Annotated in this window: 20 protein-coding genes; 10 read left to right on the forward strand and 10 right to left on the reverse strand. The window is 39.1% G+C overall.

What is annotated here, in order from left to right:
* Window positions 1–29: 29 nt before the first annotated feature.
* Window positions 30–2,549: an adenosylcobalamin-dependent ribonucleoside-diphosphate reductase gene (locus tag TEL01S_RS01625; protein ID WP_012002382.1), complete on the forward strand. Its 2,520-nt coding sequence runs from the start codon at window positions 30–32 to the stop codon at window positions 2,547–2,549.
* Between the two features lie 20 nt (window positions 2,550–2,569).
* Here TEL01S_RS01625 and TEL01S_RS01630 read toward each other — a convergent pair whose 3' ends face one another.
* Window positions 2,570–3,232, reverse strand: a complete 663-nt coding sequence (locus TEL01S_RS01630) for a GntR family transcriptional regulator (RefSeq protein WP_012002383.1) — start codon at window positions 3,230–3,232, stop codon at window positions 2,570–2,572.
* A gap of 10 nt (window positions 3,233–3,242) precedes the next feature.
* Window positions 3,243–3,575: a DUF1292 domain-containing protein gene (locus TEL01S_RS01635; RefSeq protein WP_012002384.1), complete on the reverse strand. Its 333-nt coding sequence runs from the start codon at window positions 3,573–3,575 to the stop codon at window positions 3,243–3,245.
* Between the two features lie 211 nt (window positions 3,576–3,786).
* Between TEL01S_RS01635 and TEL01S_RS01640 the strand changes: the two genes are divergently transcribed.
* The 6 genes from TEL01S_RS01640 to TEL01S_RS01665 are packed head-to-tail and all read left to right on the forward strand — an operon-like array spanning window position 3,787 to window position 10,426.
* Complete coding sequence (locus tag TEL01S_RS01640) at window positions 3,787–4,770, forward strand: BMP family ABC transporter substrate-binding protein (RefSeq protein ID WP_012002385.1); 984 nt, start codon at window positions 3,787–3,789, stop codon at window positions 4,768–4,770.
* The gene (locus TEL01S_RS01645; protein ID WP_012002386.1) at window positions 4,760–6,265 is read left to right on the forward strand and encodes an ABC transporter ATP-binding protein; all 1,506 of its coding nucleotides are present in this window, start codon (window positions 4,760–4,762) and stop codon (window positions 6,263–6,265) included. Before TEL01S_RS01640 ends, TEL01S_RS01645 begins: the two co-directional genes overlap by 11 nt.
* Before the next feature lies 1 nt (window position 6,266).
* Complete coding sequence (locus TEL01S_RS01650; protein ID WP_051366142.1) at window positions 6,267–7,295, forward strand: ABC transporter permease; 1,029 nt, start codon at window positions 6,267–6,269, stop codon at window positions 7,293–7,295.
* Window positions 7,289–8,179, forward strand: coding sequence for an ABC transporter permease (locus TEL01S_RS01655; RefSeq protein WP_012002388.1), 891 nt, complete (start codon window positions 7,289–7,291; stop codon window positions 8,177–8,179). The genes TEL01S_RS01650 and TEL01S_RS01655 overlap by 7 nt, the downstream gene beginning before the upstream one ends.
* Window positions 8,176–9,024: a MurR/RpiR family transcriptional regulator gene (locus tag TEL01S_RS01660; protein ID WP_028843460.1), complete on the forward strand. Its 849-nt coding sequence runs from the start codon at window positions 8,176–8,178 to the stop codon at window positions 9,022–9,024. Before TEL01S_RS01655 ends, TEL01S_RS01660 begins: the two co-directional genes overlap by 4 nt.
* Window positions 9,014–10,426: a xylulokinase gene (locus tag TEL01S_RS01665; protein ID WP_028843459.1), complete on the forward strand. Its 1,413-nt coding sequence runs from the start codon at window positions 9,014–9,016 to the stop codon at window positions 10,424–10,426. The genes TEL01S_RS01660 and TEL01S_RS01665 overlap by 11 nt, the downstream gene beginning before the upstream one ends.
* Here the strand turns inward: TEL01S_RS01665 and TEL01S_RS01670 are convergent.
* The 8 genes from TEL01S_RS01670 to TEL01S_RS01705 all read right to left on the reverse strand — a co-directional run bounded on the left by TEL01S_RS01670 (window position 10,418) and on the right by TEL01S_RS01705 (window position 19,089).
* Window positions 10,418–11,383: a histone deacetylase family protein gene (locus tag TEL01S_RS01670; RefSeq protein WP_028843458.1), complete on the reverse strand. Its 966-nt coding sequence runs from the start codon at window positions 11,381–11,383 to the stop codon at window positions 10,418–10,420. The genes TEL01S_RS01665 and TEL01S_RS01670 overlap by 9 nt on opposite strands.
* The gene (rpiB, locus tag TEL01S_RS01675; RefSeq protein WP_012002392.1) at window positions 11,380–11,817 is read right to left on the reverse strand and encodes a ribose 5-phosphate isomerase B; all 438 of its coding nucleotides are present in this window, start codon (window positions 11,815–11,817) and stop codon (window positions 11,380–11,382) included. Before rpiB ends, TEL01S_RS01670 begins: the two co-directional genes overlap by 4 nt.
* Entirely contained in the window at window positions 11,814–12,179 is a 366-nt protein-coding gene (locus TEL01S_RS01680; RefSeq protein WP_012002393.1) for an STAS domain-containing protein, read from the reverse strand. The genes rpiB and TEL01S_RS01680 overlap by 4 nt, the downstream gene beginning before the upstream one ends.
* Window positions 12,172–12,774, reverse strand: a complete 603-nt coding sequence (gene lexA / locus TEL01S_RS01685; protein WP_012002394.1) for a transcriptional repressor LexA — start codon at window positions 12,772–12,774, stop codon at window positions 12,172–12,174. The genes TEL01S_RS01680 and lexA overlap by 8 nt, the downstream gene beginning before the upstream one ends.
* Complete coding sequence (locus TEL01S_RS01690; protein ID WP_028843456.1) at window positions 12,771–13,145, reverse strand: archease; 375 nt, start codon at window positions 13,143–13,145, stop codon at window positions 12,771–12,773. Before TEL01S_RS01690 ends, lexA begins: the two co-directional genes overlap by 4 nt.
* Window positions 13,130–15,556 carry a DNA gyrase subunit A gene (gene gyrA / locus TEL01S_RS01695; protein ID WP_028843455.1) on the reverse strand — a complete coding sequence of 809 codons (2,427 nt, stop codon included), beginning with the start codon at window positions 15,554–15,556 and terminating at the stop codon, window positions 13,130–13,132. Before gyrA ends, TEL01S_RS01690 begins: the two co-directional genes overlap by 16 nt.
* A gap of 12 nt (window positions 15,557–15,568) precedes the next feature.
* Window positions 15,569–17,443: a methionine--tRNA ligase gene (metG, locus tag TEL01S_RS01700; RefSeq protein WP_028843454.1), complete on the reverse strand. Its 1,875-nt coding sequence runs from the start codon at window positions 17,441–17,443 to the stop codon at window positions 15,569–15,571.
* 77 nt (window positions 17,444–17,520) lie between these two features.
* The gene (locus TEL01S_RS01705; protein WP_028843453.1) at window positions 17,521–19,089 is read right to left on the reverse strand and encodes an MBL fold metallo-hydrolase; all 1,569 of its coding nucleotides are present in this window, start codon (window positions 19,087–19,089) and stop codon (window positions 17,521–17,523) included.
* A 241-nt stretch (window positions 19,090–19,330) separates the two neighbouring features.
* Here TEL01S_RS01705 and TEL01S_RS01710 point away from each other — a divergent pair, with 241 nt between their 5' ends.
* From TEL01S_RS01710 to TEL01S_RS01720, 3 genes are all read left to right on the forward strand, one after another.
* On the forward strand, window positions 19,331–21,205 hold the full coding sequence (locus TEL01S_RS01710; RefSeq protein WP_028843452.1) for an ABC transporter substrate-binding protein: 1,875 nt from the start codon (window positions 19,331–19,333) through the stop codon (window positions 21,203–21,205).
* A gap of 66 nt (window positions 21,206–21,271) precedes the next feature.
* Complete coding sequence (locus tag TEL01S_RS01715; RefSeq protein ID WP_028843451.1) at window positions 21,272–22,279, forward strand: ABC transporter permease; 1,008 nt, start codon at window positions 21,272–21,274, stop codon at window positions 22,277–22,279.
* Window positions 22,280–22,291: 12 nt separating this feature from the next.
* Entirely contained in the window at window positions 22,292–23,146 is an 855-nt protein-coding gene (locus tag TEL01S_RS01720) for an ABC transporter permease (protein WP_028843450.1), read from the forward strand.
* Window positions 23,147–23,152: the final 6 nt, after the last annotated feature.

A 23,152-nucleotide genomic window follows, 5' to 3' on the forward strand; every position in this document is an offset into this window, starting at 1 on the left:
AATTACCCCCGAAAGGGGGTAAAGTTTTTATGTACTCAGACCTGATTGAAAAATATAAAAAGATTCAGCCATCGCAGAATGCAGTTAGAATATTGACAGAAAGGTACTTTATCAAAACGCCAGCGGGTGAATTTATCGAAAAAAGCTGGCACGATGTTGCCCATCGTGTGGCAAGAGTTGTGGCAAGTGCTGAATTGATTAATAATCCCGCCCTGGAAAACCTTTCAAAAAGTGAAAAGCTTGACTACATTAAATTGCTGGAGAAAGAGTTTTTCGATCTTTTAGCGAGCCGAATTTTCATTCCAAATAGCCCTACATTGTTTAATTCAGGTATGGGAGTTGATTATGAGCTTTTGTATAAACCTCTGGAGCAGATGGAGCTCGATGATTATTCAAAAATAATACAAATGAGAAATCATCTTCATATGTTATCCGCATGTTTTGTTGTGCCTGTTGAAGATAGTATTGATGGAATTTTCACCGCGGTGAAAGAATATGCGTTGATAACAAAAGCCGGAGGAGGTATTGGAAGCAATTTCAGCTCCTTAAGGCCAAATGGAAGCTTTGTGGCGGGAACTCACGGAAAAGCCTCTGGTCCCATCAGCTTTATGCATGTTTTTAATTCAGCTGTCTCTGTGGTTGAGCAGGGTTACAGAAGAAGAGGGGCGTTGATGGGTATTTTGAATATCGATCATCCAGATATAATGGACTTCATATCTGCAAAAAAAGGCAACGACGGAGAAAAGGTTCTGAGGTTCTTCAACATATCTGTTGGAATCCCAATGAGAAGGGAGGAACTTCTGAGAATTTATGAAAGAGATGGAACAATCAGATTGAATCATTCAAAATGGCATGGGGAAAAAGAAATAAAAGTACGTGAAATAATACAGAAAATGGCTCAAAGCGCATGGGAAACTGGCGACCCAGGAATGGTGTTTCTTGGTGAAATGAACAGATATTATGCATTATATCCACATAAAGAGATAATTTCCACAAATCCATGTGGAGAAATAGGGCTTGGTGCGTATGAGGCCTGTAATCTTGGTTCAATCGATCTGGCAAAACTGTATACACAGAATGGTGTTGACTGGGATGCATTAGAAAAAGCTACAAGGATTGCTGTCAGGTTCCTTGACAATGTTATAGATGTAAATGTTTTTCCAATCGATAAAATCTCCAAAGCCGTCAAGGAGTCCAGAAGATTGGGACTTGGAATCATGGGCTTTGCCGATTTACTTTACAAAATGGATATTCCCTATGATTCTGAAGAAGCCAGAAGACTTGCGAAAAATATAATGGCATTCATGGCATTACATTCTCATGAAGAATCATCAAAACTTGGGGAAGAGAAAGGAAATTTCCCCCTGTTTGAACAGAGCAGGTATCATACAGAAGATGATTTTGTTCCCTTTTCGATGGATGAAAGTGATTATGATGAAGAGATTTTTGAACACTTCAGAAATGTTGCTCCAAAATTCAAAAGAAATGTAGCCGTCCTTGCAATTGCTCCTACCGGGTCAATATCAAATATTGCTGACACTTCTTCTGGGCTTGAACCTAATTTTCTGCTCGCATACGTTAGATATGTGAACAAACAAAATAGCGATGAGCGGGAGCCACTGTTTTATGTCAATGAAGTTCTTAAGCAAAAACTTCCTGAAGACCTTATCAATTCAATCAAAGACAAACTTGTGGAAGATGGAACACTTAAACATTTGGAAATCGATGAGGAGATCAAAAGAGTATTTGTAGTATCGCATGATATAAAACCCATCGACCATTTATTGATGCAGGAAGCGTTTCAATGTTACGTGGACAACAACATATCCAAGACCATAAATTTACCCAATAGCGCTACTGTTGACGATGTAGTGGAAGTTTATATTGAAGCTTTGAAACATAAAATACGTGGATTAACAATTTACAGGGATGGTTCTTTACAGACTCAGGTTTTAACATCGACGAAATCTCTTAAAACAAAAGATGCACCAAAAATTCAATTTTTCGTACTTGACGAAAAGCACAGGTTGAGAGCCAAACCGAGAAAAGAAACTTTGAGAAGCGTGACAAGAAAGTATAAGAGCTCTTCAGGGACAACGTATATAACTGTTTCTTTTGATGATACAGGAGAAGCAATAGAGATATTCCTCTCCAACGGCACTGAAACCGCTGAGGCCATAGGAAGACTTTCTTCAACTGCACTCAGAGCTGGTGTATCGGTGGATGAAATCATTGAACAGTTGGTGAAAGTGAAAGGAGATTATGTGCGAAACGTTGGAATTGAGATAAAGAAAGCTATAGATGACTTTGCAGAGTTATGGACAGAGAAAAACAATGTGGAAACAGAAGTTATGAGAATAGATGGAACAGCCAAAACTCCCGAAGAAGTTGAGAAATTTGTAATTGCGAATGGACTTGAGTGGAAACAGGGATATTACGTAGATATAGATGGAAATACCTATTGTCCATCGTGCTTATCGAAAAATTCACTAATTATGCAGGAAGGATGCGTTAGCTGTAAAATTTGTGGATGGTCCAGGTGCAGTTAAGGTGGGGGTTTAGCCCCACTTTATACTTTCCGGATTTGTTTAATCTGAACACCTGGATGGTATTTTAGTATAGAAAGTGCCAGCACTTCATCGAGCTGATTTTTTAAGATTATTGTTCTGAATATGGTGATTTTAAGATCTGTTTGAAGATGCTTTGATACTGATTTCGTTAATTTTCCTATTTCATAGATTTCCTGAATATACTGCACAGAAAGTTTTTCAGATAGATATTCAACAGGATGAATTTTTTGCTGAGAATTCATCAATTGAAGAATATGAGGATTTTTTACAACATCGACAAGACATTTTTCGTAGCATACAGGTTTATCGTCTTCCAGCCAGAGAATCTCGAAATTGAGAACAGGAGATCCCTCTGAAAACAGGCTGTATTGCTCGCGAGAATTTGACAGGGCACTTTTAAGTACTCTAAATTGCCAGGAATTTTCTATCAGCCCCAGAAACTTCTTTTGAATCTCTGCAGCTACGAAGGTGCCGCGGCCTTTGATTCTTTTTACGACACCTTCCTCAGCAAGTTTCTTTATGGCGAGTCTGATTGTATGTCTTCTCACTCCATAAGCTTCTGCCAGGTCTTTTTCATCTTCGAGTTTTGTTCCCTGTGAATAATAACCGCTTTCGATCTTTTTTCTTAAATCTTTATAAACGATTTCGGCGGTTCTATCCATCGAATTTCTATTACTCCTCTTCAGACTCTCCGTGCTCCTCGAAGTTGAACATGCCACGCAGCTTTTCATCGTTTTCAAGCATATTGTTCCATGCTTCCGACACGCGATCAAATTCCTCTTCGGTCTCTATCGAATCAACGAAAAGATTACCCGTGTCATCTTTTTTAACTTCAAATGGATATATTTCACCAAAGTCTGTGATCTGTCCCTCTTCATCCACCATTATTTCTTCACAGACCCAGTACTTTTTTCCTGAGTTTTCGATCTCAGCAAGCAAGACGAAATGATGATCCACATTGTTTTCGTCTGTCAGTACAAAAACCTCAAAATTCTCTTTTTCCATGATATCAGCTCCTCTAAAACGAATATTGTATTTACATGATACCACAAAATGAGAAAGCAAGTTTGATTTTTTAAGAAGAAAAGATGAAAAACCGTCAAAGGTACTTGACAGATGGTCGGAGAATATATAGAATAAATTTCGGCATATATCGAAATAATTTCGATTTATCTACTTTTTCAACAACAGATATTTTACACTGGAGGCGCATAGTATGAAAAAAAATTTAATAATCATGTTGATGATTCTTCCCTTGATGGTTTTGAGCTATGATGTGGCACTCCTCATAACGGGGGAGATTGGTGGAAACCCGATATATGAAATGATGGTCGATGGAGCCAAAAGGGCATCTCGTGATTTTGGTTTTAATCTCAAAGTTGTGGAAGGTGGATATAATCCGGCAAAATGGGAACCATCTTTAATAGCGCTCGCCTCAACGGGATCTTATGATTTAATTGTAACCTTCACAGAGGGTATGCCAAAAAGCGTTGAAAAGGCAGCTAAGATGTTTCCAAAACAGAAATTCGCACTTATAGATGGTATAGCTCCTTTGTCTGAGAATGTCTACTCGCTTGGTTTTAAAGATGAGGAAATGGCCTATCTTGCAGGATATTTTGCAGGGCTTATAACAACAAGTAATCTTCCCGGTGCGAACAGGGAATTAAAAGTTGGGCTGATATCAGGAGATATTTATCCTGCCATGATTGATCGCATGAAACCAGCATACGAAAAAGGTGCTAAATCAGTTAACCAGGCAATCGAAGTACTTTTTTCAGTTGCAGGTAGCTGGTCTGACCCTGGTAAAGGATCTGAATTGGCTCAACTCCAGTTTTCTCAGGGTGCTGATATCATTTTTCTCGTTGCTGGTGGCACCGGGATTGGAGCAATCCAAAAGGCCAGAGAACTCAAAAAATATGTTATAGGTGTGGATTCAAACATCATCTCGATTGCGCCAGGTGTTATTTTGGCCTGTGTTTTGAAAAGAGCAGATGATGCTATTTACAGTGTATTGAAGAGAGCATATGAAGGAAAACTTCCTTTTGGAAACTACGAACGATGGGGTATTGAGGAAAATGTTATAGATTTTACCCTTGATGAGAATTATTTCACACAATTTGTTTCGGAAAACATTGCAGAAAAAATGAGGCAGATTTTCAATAGCCTGAAGAATGGAGAGATTGATCCACTTGAAAAGTAAGGTTTTTGTTGAAATGAGGGGAATCTTCAAAACTTTTTTTCCCAGCAATACGATCGCTTTAAAGGGAGCTAATTTTGTATTGAGAGCAGGTAAAATACACGCTTTGCTTGGAGAAAACGGAGCTGGTAAAACTACTTTGATGAAAATCCTCTGCGGTCTGGAAAGAATGGATAGTGGAGAAATTTTTATCAATGGTAACCCTGTTCAAATAAAAAGCCCGGGGGATGCGCTCCACCTTAAAATAGCAATGGTTCACCAACATCTTGCATTAATAGATGACTTTACAGCTCTTGAGAACATTATCCTTCAGAAAGTTCCTTTAAAAAACCTTGTTTTCCTGGATAAAAATTCGGCTCAGAAGCATGTTGAGAGATTATTTTCTGAATCAAAACTTGAGGTCAATCTGAATTCAAAAATCAAAGATCTTACAATGGCTGAAAGGCAGAAGGTTGAAATATTGAGAGCTCTGTATCTTGGGGCTCAACTTTTGATATTTGATGAGCCAACAACTTATCTTTCTGAACATGAGGCAGAAAATTTTTACAGGTTAATAAAATGGCTCAAGCAGAATGGGAAAACTGTTGTTCTCATAACTCACGATATTAAAGAAGCCTGCGATATATCTGATGAAATTACTGTGTTGAGAAACGGAAGGACTGTATTTTCCTCGTCAAATAAAGGTGTCTCACACGAAAAAATAGCGGAAATGATGGTTGGTAGGACAAAAATTCTTCTGACAAAAAAAGAAAAAAAATGTGGAAAAGTGGTGCTATCTGTTAGAAATTTGTCCCTGCCTGAGGAGACAATGGTGAGAAATATTTCTTTTGAAATCAGTGCTGGAGAAATAGTTGGGTTTGCCGGTTTGGCGAACAGTGGCGTTTTAGATATTCTTGAGGCTTTGATTGGTTTGAGGAAAATTGCTAATGGAGAGATTATCTTCTTTGGTGAGAATATAGAACACAAATCGGTGAAAGAGAGAAGAAAATGTGGTATAAGTTACATACCTCAAAACAGAACGCAAGTTGGGGTTTCTGCTGATTTATCAATACTGGAAAATCTTCTCGCTATCAAATATTACGAGAAAAATTTTACCAGATTCAAATATTTCTTAAACTACAAAACAGTAGAGAATTGGGCAAGAGAACTTTTGAAAAAATTCGATATTCAGACAAAATCAGTATGGCAACCTGTAAGTACCTTATCAGGCGGAAATATTCAGAGACTTTTGATTGCAAGGGAGCTCAGTGCTGTGCCAAAGCTTTTGATTGCTTCTGACCCAACAGCAGGTCTTGATGTACATTCAACTGCTATGGTGCACAAGTTTTTGTTGAATTTGAGAAACGATAATGTAGCTGTAATACTGTACTCAAGTGATTTAGAAGAACTTTTGAAAATTTGTGACAGAATTATAGTTGTGAAAGATGGCACGCTTAAAGATGAGTTTGTCGTCGATGAAAATATTTCGAAAGTTAAACTTTTCGGAGTGATGGCTTAAAGTGAGATATTCTGCTGGATGGTTGACATTTTTCCTTTTCACAATCACCGTGGCCTTCGCTTTAGGAATAGCCATAATTTTTCTCACAAGTGATTTCCCTCTTGAGTCAGTGAAATGGTTTTTTTTTGGACCTGTATCCAACCTTTATTTTCTGGGAAATATGCTGAGCAACTCTATACCGTTGATTATGACGGCTATCGCCGCCGTTGTCTCCTTTTCATCCGGGTTGTTCAACCTCGGTTTGGAAGGACAGGTATATTTCGGAGCATTTTTTGGGACATTAACAGCTTTATTTTTGCCAGATATTCCATCTTTCTTTGCCAAGATGATTGTTTTGCTGGCAGCTTTTTTTGCTGGTATGATGCTATCGGGCGTTTCTGTTTTTTTGAAGATAAAACTTAATATAGATGAACTTATTTCTTCTTTTCTTTTGAGTCAGGCGACTGTGCACATAATAGATTATTTTCTAAATGGGCCGATGAGAGATCCTTCAGCCGGTCTTGCGGCTTCAAAATACATTGATTTGAGTTTTTCAAAAATTCTTCCACCTTCACAGTTGCATTCAGGTATCTTCATAAGTGCATTCTTTTGTTTTGCTTTGTACATGCTCATGAATTATTCATGGTTTGGTTTGGAGACAAGGATTGCGAAAAATCGAAGGTTTGCAGAATATATTGGTGTTGATGTCAAAGGTGTGTGGGTTCTTACCATGTTGATTAGTGGAGGTATAGCTGGTTTAAGTGGTATGGTGGATGTGCTCGGTGTGCACTCGAGAGTCGTGAAAGGTTTTTCCGCTGGTTATGGATTCAATGGCATAGCTGTTGCCCTGATTGCAAGAAATAATCCAATCCTGGTAATACCTGCAGCTATCTTCTTTTCATACTTAGAGGCAGGTTCGCAGGTTGCCTCGTTTATGTCCGATATAACACCAGAAATGTCAAGAATCATTCAAGGAGCTATTTTTTATTTAGTTACTGCTGAGGCGATACTCGATTTTATCGCCAAAAGGAAGGTTAAGAAAATATGGTAGGCGGATTTTTGCATCTTGTGATATCGTCAACTGTACCAGTGGTACTGGCATCGATTGGAGGCATGTTTAGCAATGTTTCAGGAAAATTGAATATAGGGCTCGAAGGTATGATATTAACTTCCGCGTTTTTTGGTGTTTACAGTGCATATTCATCAAAAAGTCTTTTGGTAGGTATTCTTGCCGGGATTATTTCTTCATGTGTCCTTGCTTTCGTCATGGCATACTTGAGCTTTTTTTTGAAGGCCAATATATTTGTTGTGGGCCTTGCAACAAATCTTTTTGCAATGGGTTTGACGGTTTTTCTCGGGGCTGTTTTATTTGGTTCAAAAGGAACATTGATATTTGATAAAGCGCCATTATTGAGAAATATTGAATTACCGATCAAAAATATTGACTTTCTTAGAGAATTATTGAGTGGGTACAACATTATTGAATACTCAACTCCATTTTTAGTATTGCTGAGCCACCTGGTTCTTTTTAAAACGCCTTTTGGCTATAGATTGAGGGCAATTGGAAAGAATGAGACAGCGGCAGCAGATATAGGAATAAACGTAAGAAAAACCAGAACAATTGCTTATTTAGCAGGTGGGATCTTCACAGGTCTATCTGGCTTAGCTCTCTCGCTACCTCTCGGATCGTTTGTTGCAGGTATGAGCAATAATCGTGGCTGGATGGCACTCGTGGCTGTTATACTTGGAGGTGAAAAACCTGTGAATGTGATGGTTGTTTCTTTTTTCTTTGGGCTGATCACATCTCTGTCCAATGTCTTACAGACTTCTACAAAATTGCCTTCTGACTTACTGATGAGCCTGCCTTACTTTGCAACAGTTCTTGCAATGGTGTTATATTCTCTTACAAGAAAGCGGGTGTGGTTCAAAAGATGAATGTAAGTGTTTTTCAAAAGATGAAAGATATGATGCCTTCAATGAGCAGATCGCAGATACGAATTGCACAATTCATCATAGAAAATCCATCAAAAGTGTTAAATATGAATATTCTTGAACTCGCGCGCAGTTGTGAGAGTTCTCCTTCAACTGTAGTGGAATTTTCAAAAAAACTTGGTTTTTCTGGCTACAAATCTTTTCAGATAGCCCTTGCTCAAGAAATAGCACTTTTTGAAACCCTTAAACCGGATTCTGATCGATTGAGGCGTATATGCAGGGATTTTCTTGGTTTTGTGTTTTCAGAATTAAAACAATCTGTTGAATTAATAAGCGATGAGGTTCTCACAAGAGCATCGGATATTATTTTAAAAAGTAATGTCGTGGAGATTTTTGCCTATGGATTTGATAGCATAGCAGGAAAAGATCTATTCCTGAAGCTGAAAGAATTCGGTTTTCAGGTTAATTTCTTTTCAAATCCTTTTCTTCAAAGCATATCTGCTTCTCACCTCGGAAATCGCGGGTGTGCCGTAGCTATTTCAAGCAGCCATTCTTCCACGGATTTACTTGACGCAATAAGTTTTTCAAAAAAATCTGGTGCTTCAGTAATAGCAATAGCCTCACCAAGTTCAAAGATAGCTGAAGTTTGTGATATTCTCTTACCGGCTTATGCCAGGACAGAGATATTATCCGAAGGAGGATTTCTGACGAAATATCTCCAGATTGTTATTGTGGATCTTTTGATTCTGAAAATGTTTGAAATTGACAAAGATAGACTGTATGAGAAATACAAACATTTTGAGACAATTTTGTCGCAGAAAAGAAGGGGAGACAAGGGTGTTTTCTGATTTGGTTGCCGCAGTAGATATAGGTACTACAAATGTTAAAATAGGCCTTTTTAATTTCTCCGGGGAAAAAATCTTCTTGTTTCAGCAGAGGTGTTTTGAATCTTCCAGAAGTGGTGTTCATGAGGTAAGCACGGAGAAGTGGTGGAAAGCGGTAGTTCAAGGTTTTCACAGTATTGATTCTTCTTACAGAAAAAATATTGTTGCCATATGTATCACCGGTCAGGGACCAACTACAATAATGGTTGATGAAAGACAAAAGGTTTTCGGGAAAGCTATAACTTGGATAGATAAAAGAGGATTTGAGTCTTTAAAGAAGATTATTGAGAAGGGCATTGATGGTCAGACAGCCACAGTTGTTGCTCATTTGATAGAAGTTGAGAAAAACTTAACTCAAAAAGTTTATTTATTACAGCCAAGTGATTTCATAATCATGAAATTAACCAGAAAGATAGTCAATGCGTCATTTCCACAAAGCGGATATCTTCCATGGAACAAAGAGACTCTCGAAAAATTTAATCTTGACAAAAAATTTTCAATACCGCCGCTGGTTAATACTGGAGAGGTGATTTCAAGTATAGATAGGTCGATTGCCCGGGTTCTTGGCGTAAATGACAAAGCGCTGATCATTGCTGGTGCCCCGGATTTTGCAATGGCGCTTATTGGGACTGGGGTTCTTGAAGACGGGATGCTCTGTGACAGAGGTGGAACTTCACAGGGGCTTACCTTATGCAGTGCCAAAAAGATCTTGCATCCAGGTCTAATAACAACGCCATTCTTTCTGGATGATTACTGGAAAATAAGTGGTGTTATGACAACAACAGGCGGGGCTTATGAATGGTTTTCTCGTCAAGTGGCGAGGACTCGTCTGGTAAATTTAGCAAGATTGATGCAGATTAAAAGACCAACCGGTGTGATTTTTTTGCCCCACCTTAATGGGGAAAGGAGCCCTTACTGGAATCCCAGTCTCAGAGGTGCTTTTTTTGGTCTATCCTTCAATGATGATTGGAAAACTATGCTGGTGTCTGTTGTGGAAGGTGTTGCATATGCTATCAGAGAGATTGTTGAACTCATGAAAAAAAGCGGATGTGATATAAAGACGATAAGAACTACGGGAGGACAATCTTTAAATGATTTGTGGAATCAAACAAAATCAGACGTTCTCGGAAAAGAATTAGAAGTAGTAAATGTACACGAATCTGAGTTGCTTGGATGCGCAATAGTTGCGATCTCTTCTTTAAGTAAGGAGAGCTTTCTGCAGATAAGCAAAAAAATCGTCAGAGTCTCAAGAAAATTTCTGCCGTGTATGGATAAGCATGAAGTTTATAGCAGACTTTTCGAACTTTACCAATTGATACACAGACGTAACGAAGATATATTTGAAAAACTGACAAAATCACTCTAAGGCCGAGAAAAACCTGGTTGCAGCAAGGGCATTAGCCTGTGGGTTGTATCCACCTTCCTGGACTACCAGCACGGGTAATTTTAATGCACCGATTTGTCTTGCAATTTTGGCGTAATCTTCATCACAGAGGGAAAATCTGCCTACAGGATCATCTTTATGAGTATCAAAACCAAGTGATATGATTAACACATCAGGGTAATAATCTTTGATTTCTCTTAAAGCATAGGTGAGTGCCTCAGAGTATTCGTTCCAGCCTGATCCAGCCTGAAGGGGCAAGTTCAGATTAAACCCTTCTCCGGGCCCATTGCCTATTTCGCTTGCTTTTCCGCTTATCCATGGGTAGAAAACCTGTGGATCGCCATGGATAGATATGTAATAAACCCAGTCAACATCATAAAAAATCTGCTGAGTACCATTTCCATGATGAAAATCCAGATCCAGGATGACTATTCTGTCCGCGCCACGTTTCAAAAAATAGTATGCAGCTATGGCGGCATTGTTGAAATAGCAATACCCGCCACACAAATCCATTGTTGCATGGTGTCCGGGCGGTCTCGTTAAGGCGTAGACGGTATTTGTACTTGAATCAACAAAACTCGCTGCTGTTAAAACAACATCAACGGCTTTCTTTGATGCCTCAAATGTATTTTTTTTAACAGGAGTACCTGTATCAAAACACCTGTCAAAGCCGAACACTTCCATGAGGTATTCATCTTGATCAGATAAAGAAGAAGACTTGTTTTTGAGCCATTCAACATATGATTCATCATGAACCATGTAGATATAACTCATTGGGAATTTGTTTGGAGGTGTCAGATTGTCAAAACCGCTTAATATCAATGCATCTTTTATCGAGTCTATTCTCTCGGGCTTTTCAGGGTTTTCTATGAATCTTCCGTTGTCTATCTCCTTGGTTGGTTTGTGAAAAATATGGGATGGATCATAAACTATTTTCATTTATCCATCTCCTCAATCTTCTGAACACGATTTTCATGTCTTCCACCCTCAAATTTTTCTTCTATGAAGGCATCAACTATCCATTGTGCCAGCTCGACAGCTATAAACCTTCCTGGCAAAACAAGTATATTCGCGTTATTGTGAGACCTTGCAAGTTTTGCCATTTCTGGAAAAAGGCATAGAGCTGCCCTGATACCTTTTATCCTGTTGGCAGCAATACTCATTCCAATTCCAGTACCGCATATAAGAATTCCGAAATCAGCCCTCTGGTTTTTAATATCTAAGGCTACCTTGGCCGCAAAATCTGGGTAATCAACTGAGTCTTCAGAATAAGTTCCCTCGTCCAGAATGTTGAATCCTTTGCTCACTAAATAACCTTTTATGGCTTCTTTCAATTTAAAGCCAGCGTGGTCACAACCGATGGCTATCTTCAATTTTGATCACCCTCAAGAAATACTTTCAATGCATCTTCAACAGTAGCACGTATAGAAAAGACAGAATCAAGCGATGTCATTTTAAAAATTCTTTTCAGGTTTTCTTCAAGACCGCATAGAATCAGTGCTCCACCATTCAATCTGCATGATTTCTGTAATCCGATTAGAACGCCAAGAGCAGAGCTGTCCATGTAATCAACGTGTGAGAGGTCTATTATCAGGTCAACTTTACCCTGATGAATGAATTCGCGTTTTATCTGCTCTTTAAGTTCCGCGGAGTTACTCATATCTAATTCGCCATTTGGGCGAATTATCCATACATCTTTGATATTTGTAGCTGTGTAAAGTTCTTTTTTATCCATAGATTCTTATCACTCCCACCATTTTCCCAAGTATTTTCACGTTTTCTGGCTTAAGCTCAATCGGCTGCATTTTAGAGTTGGCTGGTTTAAGAATAATTTTTTCTGGCTCAATATAAATTTTTTTCAAAGTTGCTTCATTGCTATTTGTCAAAACCGCAACTATGTCACCATTATTTGCAGTGTTCTGTTTTCTTATAACTACATAGTCCTTATCCAGTATATGTTCCTCTATCATGCTTTCTCCTCTGACACGAAGTAAAAAATGATCGAATCCGATCTTTATCATTGCTTTCGGGACCTCAATGATCTCTGTTGGATTTTCTATTGCTTCGATGGCATTGCCGGCAGCAATTGTTCCAACAACGGGTAATCTAATTGCCTCGGACCGGTTTAAAACCTTTATGCTACGTGCTCTTTTGCCTCTGGTTAGATAACCTTTCTTCTCAAGGGCGTTTAGATGCACTATTGCTCCTCGAGGAGTTATGCGAAACGCGCGTGCAATATCTCTTATGCTTGGTGGATAGCCATGTGAATCTATATAAGAGAGGACAAAATCGAGAATCTTCTTTTGCCTGTCGGTCAATTCTTTTTTCATACATCAAACACCACCTTCAACACAATCTTACCTTTTTGATGCCGTAATTGCAAACCGTGATAGGTCAAAGCCTTCAATTCCGTTCCATATAGGTTCTCAATTTTTCTGAATTTGCAGATAAGTTTTTCCGATATTTTGCATTCATCAGGGAAAAACTTTTTCGCACTGATTGTATATATCCAGTCATTAACAACATCGAAAACCATATCTTCTGGGTTTTGCACTGGATACTCTTTTTTGATAAAATTGTTCTTTAATTCAGGGCTGTAGCAGCTTTTAAATATTTTTATTAAATCTGAGAAAATTTCCTGAAGATCGTCACAAACAAGTTCATAGCAAATATCTGATGGATGATTCAATTCTCTGTACATGTCTCTACAACAGCAAAGTGCGATACTTCATCATCTCCAGAGAGATCGACTATTTTTACTCCTCTTGCTGTTCTGCTGAGTTGACTCACAGTGGATAAATTGAATCTTATGGATTGCCCATTTTTCGTCATAACGATCACATCCGATTTTGGGTCCGCCACGATATCGATTCCGCATAATTGTCCTGCTTTCTCAACACCCGGCATAGTTTTTATGCCAACTCCACCGCGACTTTGAACCCTGTAATCATTTACTGGTGTTCTTTTCCCAAAACCTCTCACTGTTATAGTGAGTATTTCGCAGTTTTCATCAGGCACATTCACCATACCAACCACTTCATCTTTTTCTCTGAGCCTGATACCAATCACACCCATTGCGGACCGTCCCATTTGTCTGACATCTTTCAGCGGAAATCTTATTGCCATACCATTTTTTGTTGCAATTATTATTTGATCGTTTTCACTGCTCGAGAGAGTAGCAGAGACAACAACGTCGCTGTCAGAAAAGGTTATGGCTCTTATTCCTCTGCTTGTGGTATTTTCGAATTCTTTGAGTGGAGTTCTTTTTATTCTGCCACTCTTCGTAACAAGAACTAAATCGCCTTTCCATTCGTCAAAAGAAATCATCGTCAGGACAGATTCATCTTCTTCCAGATTCAGGTAAGCTCGAATCGGTTTTCCTTTGGTATCTCTTCCTGTAAGTTCGATCTCATAATTTTTCAATATATACGCTTTTCCCGCAGAAGTCACGAACAATGTTTGAGAATGCATCTTGCTTGTGCAGACGGTGAGTATTTCATCGTCATCGGCTGTCCGGGCACCAACGATTCCCTTTCCTCCGCGCCTCTGACTTCTGTAGTCTTTTAGACTTGTGGATTTTAAATATCCTTTTTCTGTGAGAGTTATTACAACATCTTCATTAGGTATCAGATCTTCTGGAGTGTAAGAAAGGCTATCGGTAATATTTTCTATCTTCGTTCTTCTTTCATCAGCGTATTTTTTCTTCAGTTCCTCAAGCTCTTGATACATAACATTATAAACTCTCTCATCTCGGGAAAGTATATCTTTGACATCTTCTATCTTTTTTATGAGTTGAGAATATTCGCCCTGCAATTTTTCTATCTCGAGCCCGGTCAATCTTCCCAGCCTCATATCAAGGATCGCTTTTGCCTGTTCATTGGTTATTGAAAGAGCTTCGATTAGATTTTTCATGGCTTCTTCACTGTCTTTGCTGGTTCTCACTATATCGACAACTACGCCAATTGCCCTTGCCGCTTTCATTATGCCTTCCAAAATATGAGCTCTTCTTGAGTAAACCTTCAACTCATACTCAGCTCTTTTTCTTATAACATCAAATCGGTGTTTTATAAAGGCTTTCAAAAGCTGAGAAAGGTTCATAAGTTTTGGTCTGCGTCCGTCTATAACAAGCATTTGAACACTGAAAGAAGTTTGCAGTGATGTATGCTTGTATAGATTGTTGAGAATAATTTCAGCGTTTGCGTTTTTTGGGATTTCAACGACTATTCTGAGCCCATTTTTGTCGGATTCATCCCGTATATTCTTTATCATCATTTTTGGATTTTTTTCAGCATAAGAAGCTATTTCTTCTATCAAAGCGGCCTTACTTACATTGTATGGAATTTCTGTTATCACTACGTTGTTAAACCTCTTTCCTTCTTCGAAATGAACCTTTCCGCGAAGCACTATTCTTCCTTTTCCGGTTGCATAAACTTCGGTTAATTCATTTCCATTTACGATTAAAGCACCCGTTGGAAAATCTGGGCCTTTTATTATCCGCAACAAATCAGTTATTGTTGCCTCTGGATTTTCAATGAGCATTTCTATGGCGTTTACGACTTCTTGAAGATTATGGGGCGGAATGCTTGTAGCCATACCAACGGCTATACCATTAGCGCCGTTTATAAGAAGATTTGGAACCTTAGAGGGCAAGACCTCAGGTTCATCGAGTGAATCGTCGAAGTTTTTCGTCATTGTAACAGTTTCTTTATCAAGATCCTGAAGCATTTCTTCGGCAAGTTCAGAAAGTTTTGCCTCGGTGTATCTCATAGCCGCGGGAGGATCCCTATCTATAGATCCGAAATTTCCTTGACCTATTACAAGAGGATAACGTACCGAAAATGGTTGAGCAAGTCTCACAAGCGCATCGTAGACAGAAGCGTCACCATGAGGGTGATACTTACCCAAAACCTCACCAACAATCCTTGCACACTTCTTGGATTGGGCGTTGTGAGTTAAGCCCAATTCATGCATTGCGTAAAGAATTCTTCTTTGAACAGGCTTCAAACCATCCCGAACATCAGGGATAGCCCTGCCTATTATCACACTCATTGAATAGTTCATGTAGAGTTCGACAAGTTCATCTTCTATATTTTTTGAAAGTATTTCTGCCACTTTCTTGACCTCCTATGAAATTTGTGCGCCAGGAGATATCTCTCCATCGATGGTCAGTATTTTTAAATCAGTGTCGTCTTTTGCAGCAAGGAGCATACCCTCAGATTCTATTCCCATCAGTTTCACAGGCTTCAGGTTTGAAACGACCACAATATTCTTGCCAATCAAATCTTCTGGCTTATAGTACTTTGCTATACCGGCAACTATTTGTCTCGATCCAAGTTCACCAAGATCAACCAAAAGCTTTAGAAGCTTTTCGGATTTCGGTACTCTCTCTGCTGAAATTACCTTACCAACTCTCAGATTTACCTTCTTGAATTGGTCGAAATCTATAGTATCAGTCATCAAAACCTCACTCCTTTTTATCTCCTTCTGATCTCTTTTTGCAAACAAAGGTTCAGCGTGAACTGTCTTCTTGCCTGGCTTTAAGATATTCCAGGTTTCTAACATATATTTTGAAGCTTTTTGATCAAAACCAAGTCTTGAAAAAACTTCTTCTGAAGAATCTGGCATTATAGGGGAAAACATAGTTGCAACTTTCAAGAGGGATTCACAAACATTGAACAAAACTGTACTGAGTTTGTCGAAATCTTTTTGCTTTGCCAGAACCCAGGGTTTTCTTTCGTCAAAATATTTGTTCGATATGGCCAGAGCCTCCATAACTTTTTCGACAGCCTGGGTGAGGGAATACTGATCCATAAACTGCTGGTATTCTTTGCAACACTGAAGGATATCGTGCTTAAATTTTTCATCTATTTGTTCATGTGCACCCGGCCGAGGCATTGTTGATGAATAATATTTTTTGATCATGGCTAAGGTTCTGTGAAGCAGATTTCCATAATCATTGGCGAGATCTGAATTTAATCTGTTTACAAGGTTTTTCTCCGAAAAATCTCCATCTTTTCCAAAATTAATATCTCTTACGAGATAAAATCTCAGGACATCGTTTCCATATTCCTCAACAAAATATTTTGGATCAATAGCATTTCCTAAGGATTTGGAAATTTTCTGACCGTCTACTGTTAGCCAACCATGTGCAAAAACAGTTCTCGGAAGCTCTAATCCGGCTGACATAAGCATTGCAGGCCAGATAATTGAATGAAATCTGTTGATTTCCTTGCCTATCAAGTGCAAATCAGCTGGCCAGTATTTTTCAAAAGTTTTCAGATCCTCAGGATAACCTATGGCGGAAATATAGTTTATGAGTGCATCAACCCAGACATAGATAACATGTTCTGGATCATCTGGCATCGGAACTCCCCATTTGAAAGTTGTTCTTGTTATGCTGAGATCTTTCAGACCACCTTCAAGTATCCTCATCATTTCATTTCTTCTGAAATCTGGCTGAACGAACTCAGGATGTTCTTCGTAATATCTGAGGAGTTTATCTTGATATCTGGAAAGCCTGAAAAAATAATTTTTCTCGCTGACATATTTTAATTCCCTGCCGCAGGAGGGGCAGAGTTTATCTGAACTTATTTCATCTTCATTCCAGTAGGTCTCGCATGGTACACAATACCATCCCCGATATTCACCTTTGTAGATGTCGTTGTTCTCAACCATCTTTTTAACAAAATACTGGACTACCTTCATATGGTTGGGATCGGTTGTCCTTATGAAGCCATCGTTAGTTATGTTTAGCTTTTTCCACAACTGTTTAAACCTGTCTGCCAATTCATCGCAGAAGCTCTGCGGATCTTTCCCAAGCGAGCTCGATGCCTGGAGGATCTTTTGCCCATGCTCGTCAGTGCCAGTTAGGAAAAAAACATCATAGCCCATCATTCGTTTATATCTTGCAATTATATCTGCGATAATAGTCGTATATGCGCTCCCGACATGTGGATCGGAGTTAACGTAGTATATAGGCGTGGTAATATAGAATTTCAACAAATCACCTCCAGAGACCAATTATAATTTTACATCAATTTGTTTTCGATGAGATGCTGATTTGTGTTGATTTTTTGTCAAGATATGTGGAATTTATTTCCATTTATAACTTTTCTTCCCCAACGCTCAACAAACCAGGATCTATCGAGTGTGTGAACCGGTAATATCAAATCCGGTGATATTGTATTTATTATACTTGAAAGTTTTTCGGCTGAAACGTGGCCTGATGCGTGAAACTGTTTCGAAAATCTGAGCTCTCCGTCAGAATCCACTCCAAATCCGAATGATTTGATAGAAAAACGGTCTATCCAGTTCTTAAATCTTCTGAAATCTATCTGTTGTTCTTCTGAATACGCTTCACTTGTTGAATGAATGTATAAACAGTTTTCCAGAACATCTTCGTTTAAATCAAGAATGTTCGGTATATCCCAGTAACCGGCGGCTAATATGTACAATGATGGCTTATGGTTTATGTCGTCGGGTAAAAGTAAAATCTCATCTTTTTTTGCTTTTTCTACTACTTTTTTTTCTAAACCAATAAAAGAACTCTTTGCTGGATGGTAGATTTTGATGTGATTCTTTTCTGTATCATTCAATTTCCATAAAGGTTCTACCTCTCCCATAGTCTCGAGATATGCATAATCTTTTGGCATAACCACCAGAGTTCTTTCTGTCATTATTGCCACTTTCAGGAAAGTCATAAGTCTTTCAAGGTGTTTCATAGAAAAATCTGCTATAACAAGCTTATTTGTATTTTGAAGTAAGTTGAGAACATTTTGGAAGACATCCCATTCAGTTGTATCTTTTTCCGATTGACGGGTGGTTCGAGTACCTTCGACAATCAAAAGAAGTGGTTTTTTGTTTTTCAAGAGATCGAAGAACATATCACTTCTCTTAGAAAGTTGAACCCTTTTTTCGCCAAGGTTTTCCAGCCAGAAATTTTCTTCTTCAACACTTTCGGGCCCTGTTCTGAAATCACCGGTATAGGCAACCCACCAGTCGTCGACTCTGGCTATCAAGCCAGCTGAACCAATGATGGAATGGTAAACAGGTTGAATATACAGTTCATCTTTCCAGAGATTTTTGGCATCAATCTCTTCGAAGAAATCAGGTTCCAGGATTTTTTTCTGAGTTGACGAGGACAGTAAGCTGATCTTTCTGCGATTCTTCACATTTCGCTCTGCTACAAGGATATCATGCCTCAAAACATCATCATTATGCCCAACTTTTTTTCTTTTTTTTGGGTACAATTCATCCCAGACATCCTGCCTTATCTGTGTCCCTGCTTTCATGATCGCAAATGTTTCACCGGTTACAAGCAACGGCAGGGATTCATCTATTAATCCTATCATCCCACAATGATCGGCATGAGCATGGCTCAGGAACAAAAATGAGATTTTTGTATTTTCATCAAATTCTGGTGGTTGTAGATCTTTTCTGTAGATATTTATTCTTGGTATCATATTTAACTTCAACAAATCATGAAGTATCTTACCAGATCTTGGTTTCAGGTATTCTTCGAAAAACAAAGACCATTTTGAAAAATTCAATCCAAAGTCAAGCATGAATCCATCATTGTGTTTGTCTGCAACCAGTATTTTGTTTCCACCTATGCAATCATAACCATCGAAAACTTTGATTATCATTCAATCTCCTCCTGATCAAAACCATAATAGCACGGAATATTGAAATTACAGATCGTTCTAAGAAATTTCGAATAATTATGAGCTAAAACGTAAAAACAAAAGAATATTGAGCATAACTATTGCTGGGACAAAAATTCGATTCTTAATGATCGAAAACCAGGTTTGACCTTTATGATAAATTAAGATTACAATTTTTCGAGGAAATAAATAATTAAAGAACATCTGGGGGAGGTGAAGTTTCATGAAAAAACTCTTTTGGTTAATGCTTCTCTTGATATCAATGAATCTTATTTTTGCGCAACTTGCAGCCGATGTGCCAAGAGATGAAACATTTATAGCAAATCAATTAACTGGTCGTGTGGGAACACCTGGGAACTTCAACCTGTGGGCTGGATGGAGATCGCAGGACAGAGGTATTCAAAATTTGTTGCTTGAACCGCTCTGGTGTGTTGAGTACGCAACGGGGGAAATCATCAACGCTCTTGCTGCCGAACCACCAATTTACAGTAAAGATTTCACAGAACTCACCATCAAACTCAGAAAAGGAGTTTACTGGAGTGATGGTGTTCCATTCACAGCAGACGATGTTGTTTATACAATCACACTCATCAAAAACACACCTGGTATGGACTACAATTCTCAAATGCAAGCAGTCAAAGAAGCAATTAAAGTTGATGATTACACAGTCTTGTTAAAACTCACAGTTCCTAATTCAAGGTTTCACACCTATTTGCTTGACAGGTGGGGAGCTTTGAGAATTCTTCCAAAACATATCTTTGAGAAAGTAGAGAACCCGTTGACTTTCGAGTTCAACCCACCGGTTGGAACTGGACCCTATGTATTGAAAGATTTTGATTCGGGTGGATACTGGACTCTTTGGGAAAGAAGAGAAGATTGGGACAGAACTCCAACTGGGATGCTTTATGGAAAACCAGCTCCAAGGTTTGTACTCATTCAAACTTTCGGAACAACAGAAAGGCAAGTCCTGGCAATGGCTCAGCACGAACTTGATGCGGCAGACTTGACTATGGAGGCTCTAAGAGCTGTGTTACAAAAGGTCAATACTGCAAGAGCCTGGAGAAGAGAATTCCCATGGACCGTGAACATCGATCCATGCGTCACGGGATTGATGTTCAACAATGCAAGGGCGCCATTCAATAACCCAGAAGTCAGATGGGCTCTTACCCTGGCAATCGACATAGTTGAATACGCTGCCAATGCATTCGATGGAGCTGTAACACTCAGCCCAATACATGTGCCGTTGACTTCTGCTTATTATGACTGGTATTACACAAAATTAGATGAGTGGCTGAAAAATCTGGAGATTGATATTGGAAACGGCGAGAAATTCAAACCGTACGATCCTGACGCGGGCAAGAGACTGGCAGAATATGTAAAAAGTAGAGGATATTCGGTACCGACTGATCAGGAAACCATAAACAAAGTATTCGGACCAGGTTGGTATAAATATGCACCAGATGTTGCAGAAAAACTCCTGATAAAGAATGGTTTTAAGAGAGGCAAATCCGGTAAGTGGCTATTACCTGATGGTCGTGTCTGGACAATCACAATCCTGACAACCACTAACCCAGCACATCCAAGTTACAGAAATGCTTTCGCACTTGCTCAGGCCTGGAAAAAATTTGGCATAGATGCAAACGTCGTAACTTCGGATGCACTCGTAACGCTTGGGCAAAAGGGTGAATTTGAGGTTACTACGGACTGGCCCGCAGCAGAACCGTGGGGTGGTCATCCTGACCTTTACAGGGTTTTAGATCCGTTCAACTCTGAATACCTGGTACCAATTGGTCAAAATGCACCTTGGGGGAACTATGGGAGATGGACTAATTCTGAAATGGACAAAATCATAGTCAAACTGAGAGAAACAGACTGGAACGATACAGACTCAATAATTGCACTTGGTGTTGAGGGACTCAAATTATTGATCAAGGAAATGCCTGGTATCCCAACATTCAATTATCCTGGAGTTATAGCTTGGGATGAATATTACTGGACGAATTATCCTGGAGCAGAAAACATGTACGCTCAACCATATCATCACTGGCCGAACTTCAAGTACATGCTTCCATTTTTGAAACCAACTGGTAGAAAGTAACCTTTCCTACTTTGCCGGGGTCACAGAGACCCCGGCATTCAGATAGATAAAGGAGGGACTGGGCTCTTGAATTTTGTGAAAAAATATTTCCTACCGAGGCTTTTCATATATTTTCTGGTGATCTTCGTTGGTATAACAATGGTTTTTATCATTCCAAGACTTCTTCCAATAGATCCCATTCAACAATTGATTGGTCAAATTTCATCGCGAGGTACATATCTTGATCCAAAAACTCTCAACAACATGATAGAAACTTTAAAGGAATTATACGGATTGAAAGGAAGCCTCTGGCAACAATATTGTTCATTCTGGCGTCGTTTTTTCAGTGGTGATTTTGGCCCGTCTTACTATCAGTTCCCAGTACCTGTAATCTCTTTAATCAGACAGTCCCTTCCATGGACCATTGGATTGCTCTTGACAACTACAATCATTTCCTGGATATTGGGTAACATATTTGGCGCACTTGCCGCCTATTTTTCTAATAGACGCTGGGTTAAAGTAATCGATATAATAGCGATGATCATAAGACCTATGCCTTATTACATATTAGCTCTGAGTCTACTCATGTTATTTGCTTACATCTTCCCAATTTTTCCATTGGGTGGAGGATATCTAATAGGTGGGCAGATTAAGTTCGACTTGCAGACCATTCTTACTCTTTTGAAATACGCATTCCTTCCCGCTATGTCTTTGGTATTGATAGGTTTCTTCACCTGGTTTCAAGCCATGAAGTTAGTAGTTCAGACGGTGAAATCAGAAGATTTCGTGACCTATGCCAACATAGGTGGGGTTACACAGGCAAGAATTGTCAGTAAATATATAATAAGAAATGCCATGTTACCACAAATAACCGGCCTTGCGCTTTCACTGGGTCAGATATTCAGCGGATCATTGATCACGGAGATCGTTTTTTCTTACCCTGGTCTTGGTACACTTCTCTACAATGCCATCTTCACCGGTGATTACAATCTGTTAATGGGTATAACTGTGATATCGATCTTCGTTATCACGACGAGTATTTTACTCATTGACCTTCTCTATCCACTCTTCGATCCCAGGGTAAGGTACAGGTAAGGAGTTGAAAGAATGAATGTATTAAAAGATTTGCTGCGTGATCTAAGATTTAGATTTGCATTTCTAATTGTTTTGATGCTCATTATTCTGACAGTACTATCTTTCTTTTCACCTTACAATCCATATAGATGGAATCTCGTTCCAAGAGATTTGCCGCCAAAATGGCCCCACGTTCTTGGTACGACTTCTATGGGGCAGGATGTTTTCTGGATACTCACCTTTGCCGTTAGAAATTCACTCACCGTGTCTTTGCTGGCTGGATTCATCTCCAGAATCATCGCAATCGTAATTGGTATGATTGCGGGTTACAAGGGTGGAAGGATAGATAAGATTCTGATGTTCATGAGTGATTCATTTTTGATAATACCATTGTTCTTAATAATAGTTCTGTTTGCAACAATGATGAAAGCAAAAATGACCCTCGTCACTCTCGGTTTATTACTTGGTCTCTTTGGCTGGGCCTGGGATGCACGCGTAATTAGATCCCAAATTCTCAGTTTGAGAGAAAGAGATTTCACATACACTGCTATTTTGTCTGGTTCCGGAACATTTTCAATCATTTTCAAAGAATATATGCCTTTTGTTATACCACTCATCTTTGCCACATTCATTGGGAATATGTCCTGGGCTATAGGCATGGAAATAGTCCTTGCAATTCTTGGTGTATCTAATCTTGAGATACCAACAATCGGCACCATGCTTCAATGGTCGATCAACTACCAGGCCATGCTCCTTGGCTACTGGTGGTGGATCTCAACACCCGTTGTTACTGCCGTGCTTCTTTTCATAGCACTTTATCTGCTATCAGTGAGCATAAGCGAATATTTAGATCCACGTATGAGAATTCAGAGAATTGGTAGAAAATGAGGTGTC

The sequence above is a fragment of the Pseudothermotoga elfii DSM 9442 = NBRC 107921 genome, assembly GCF_000504085.1.
GTDB lineage: Bacteria > Thermotogota > Thermotogae > Thermotogales > DSM-5069 > Pseudothermotoga_B > Pseudothermotoga_B elfii.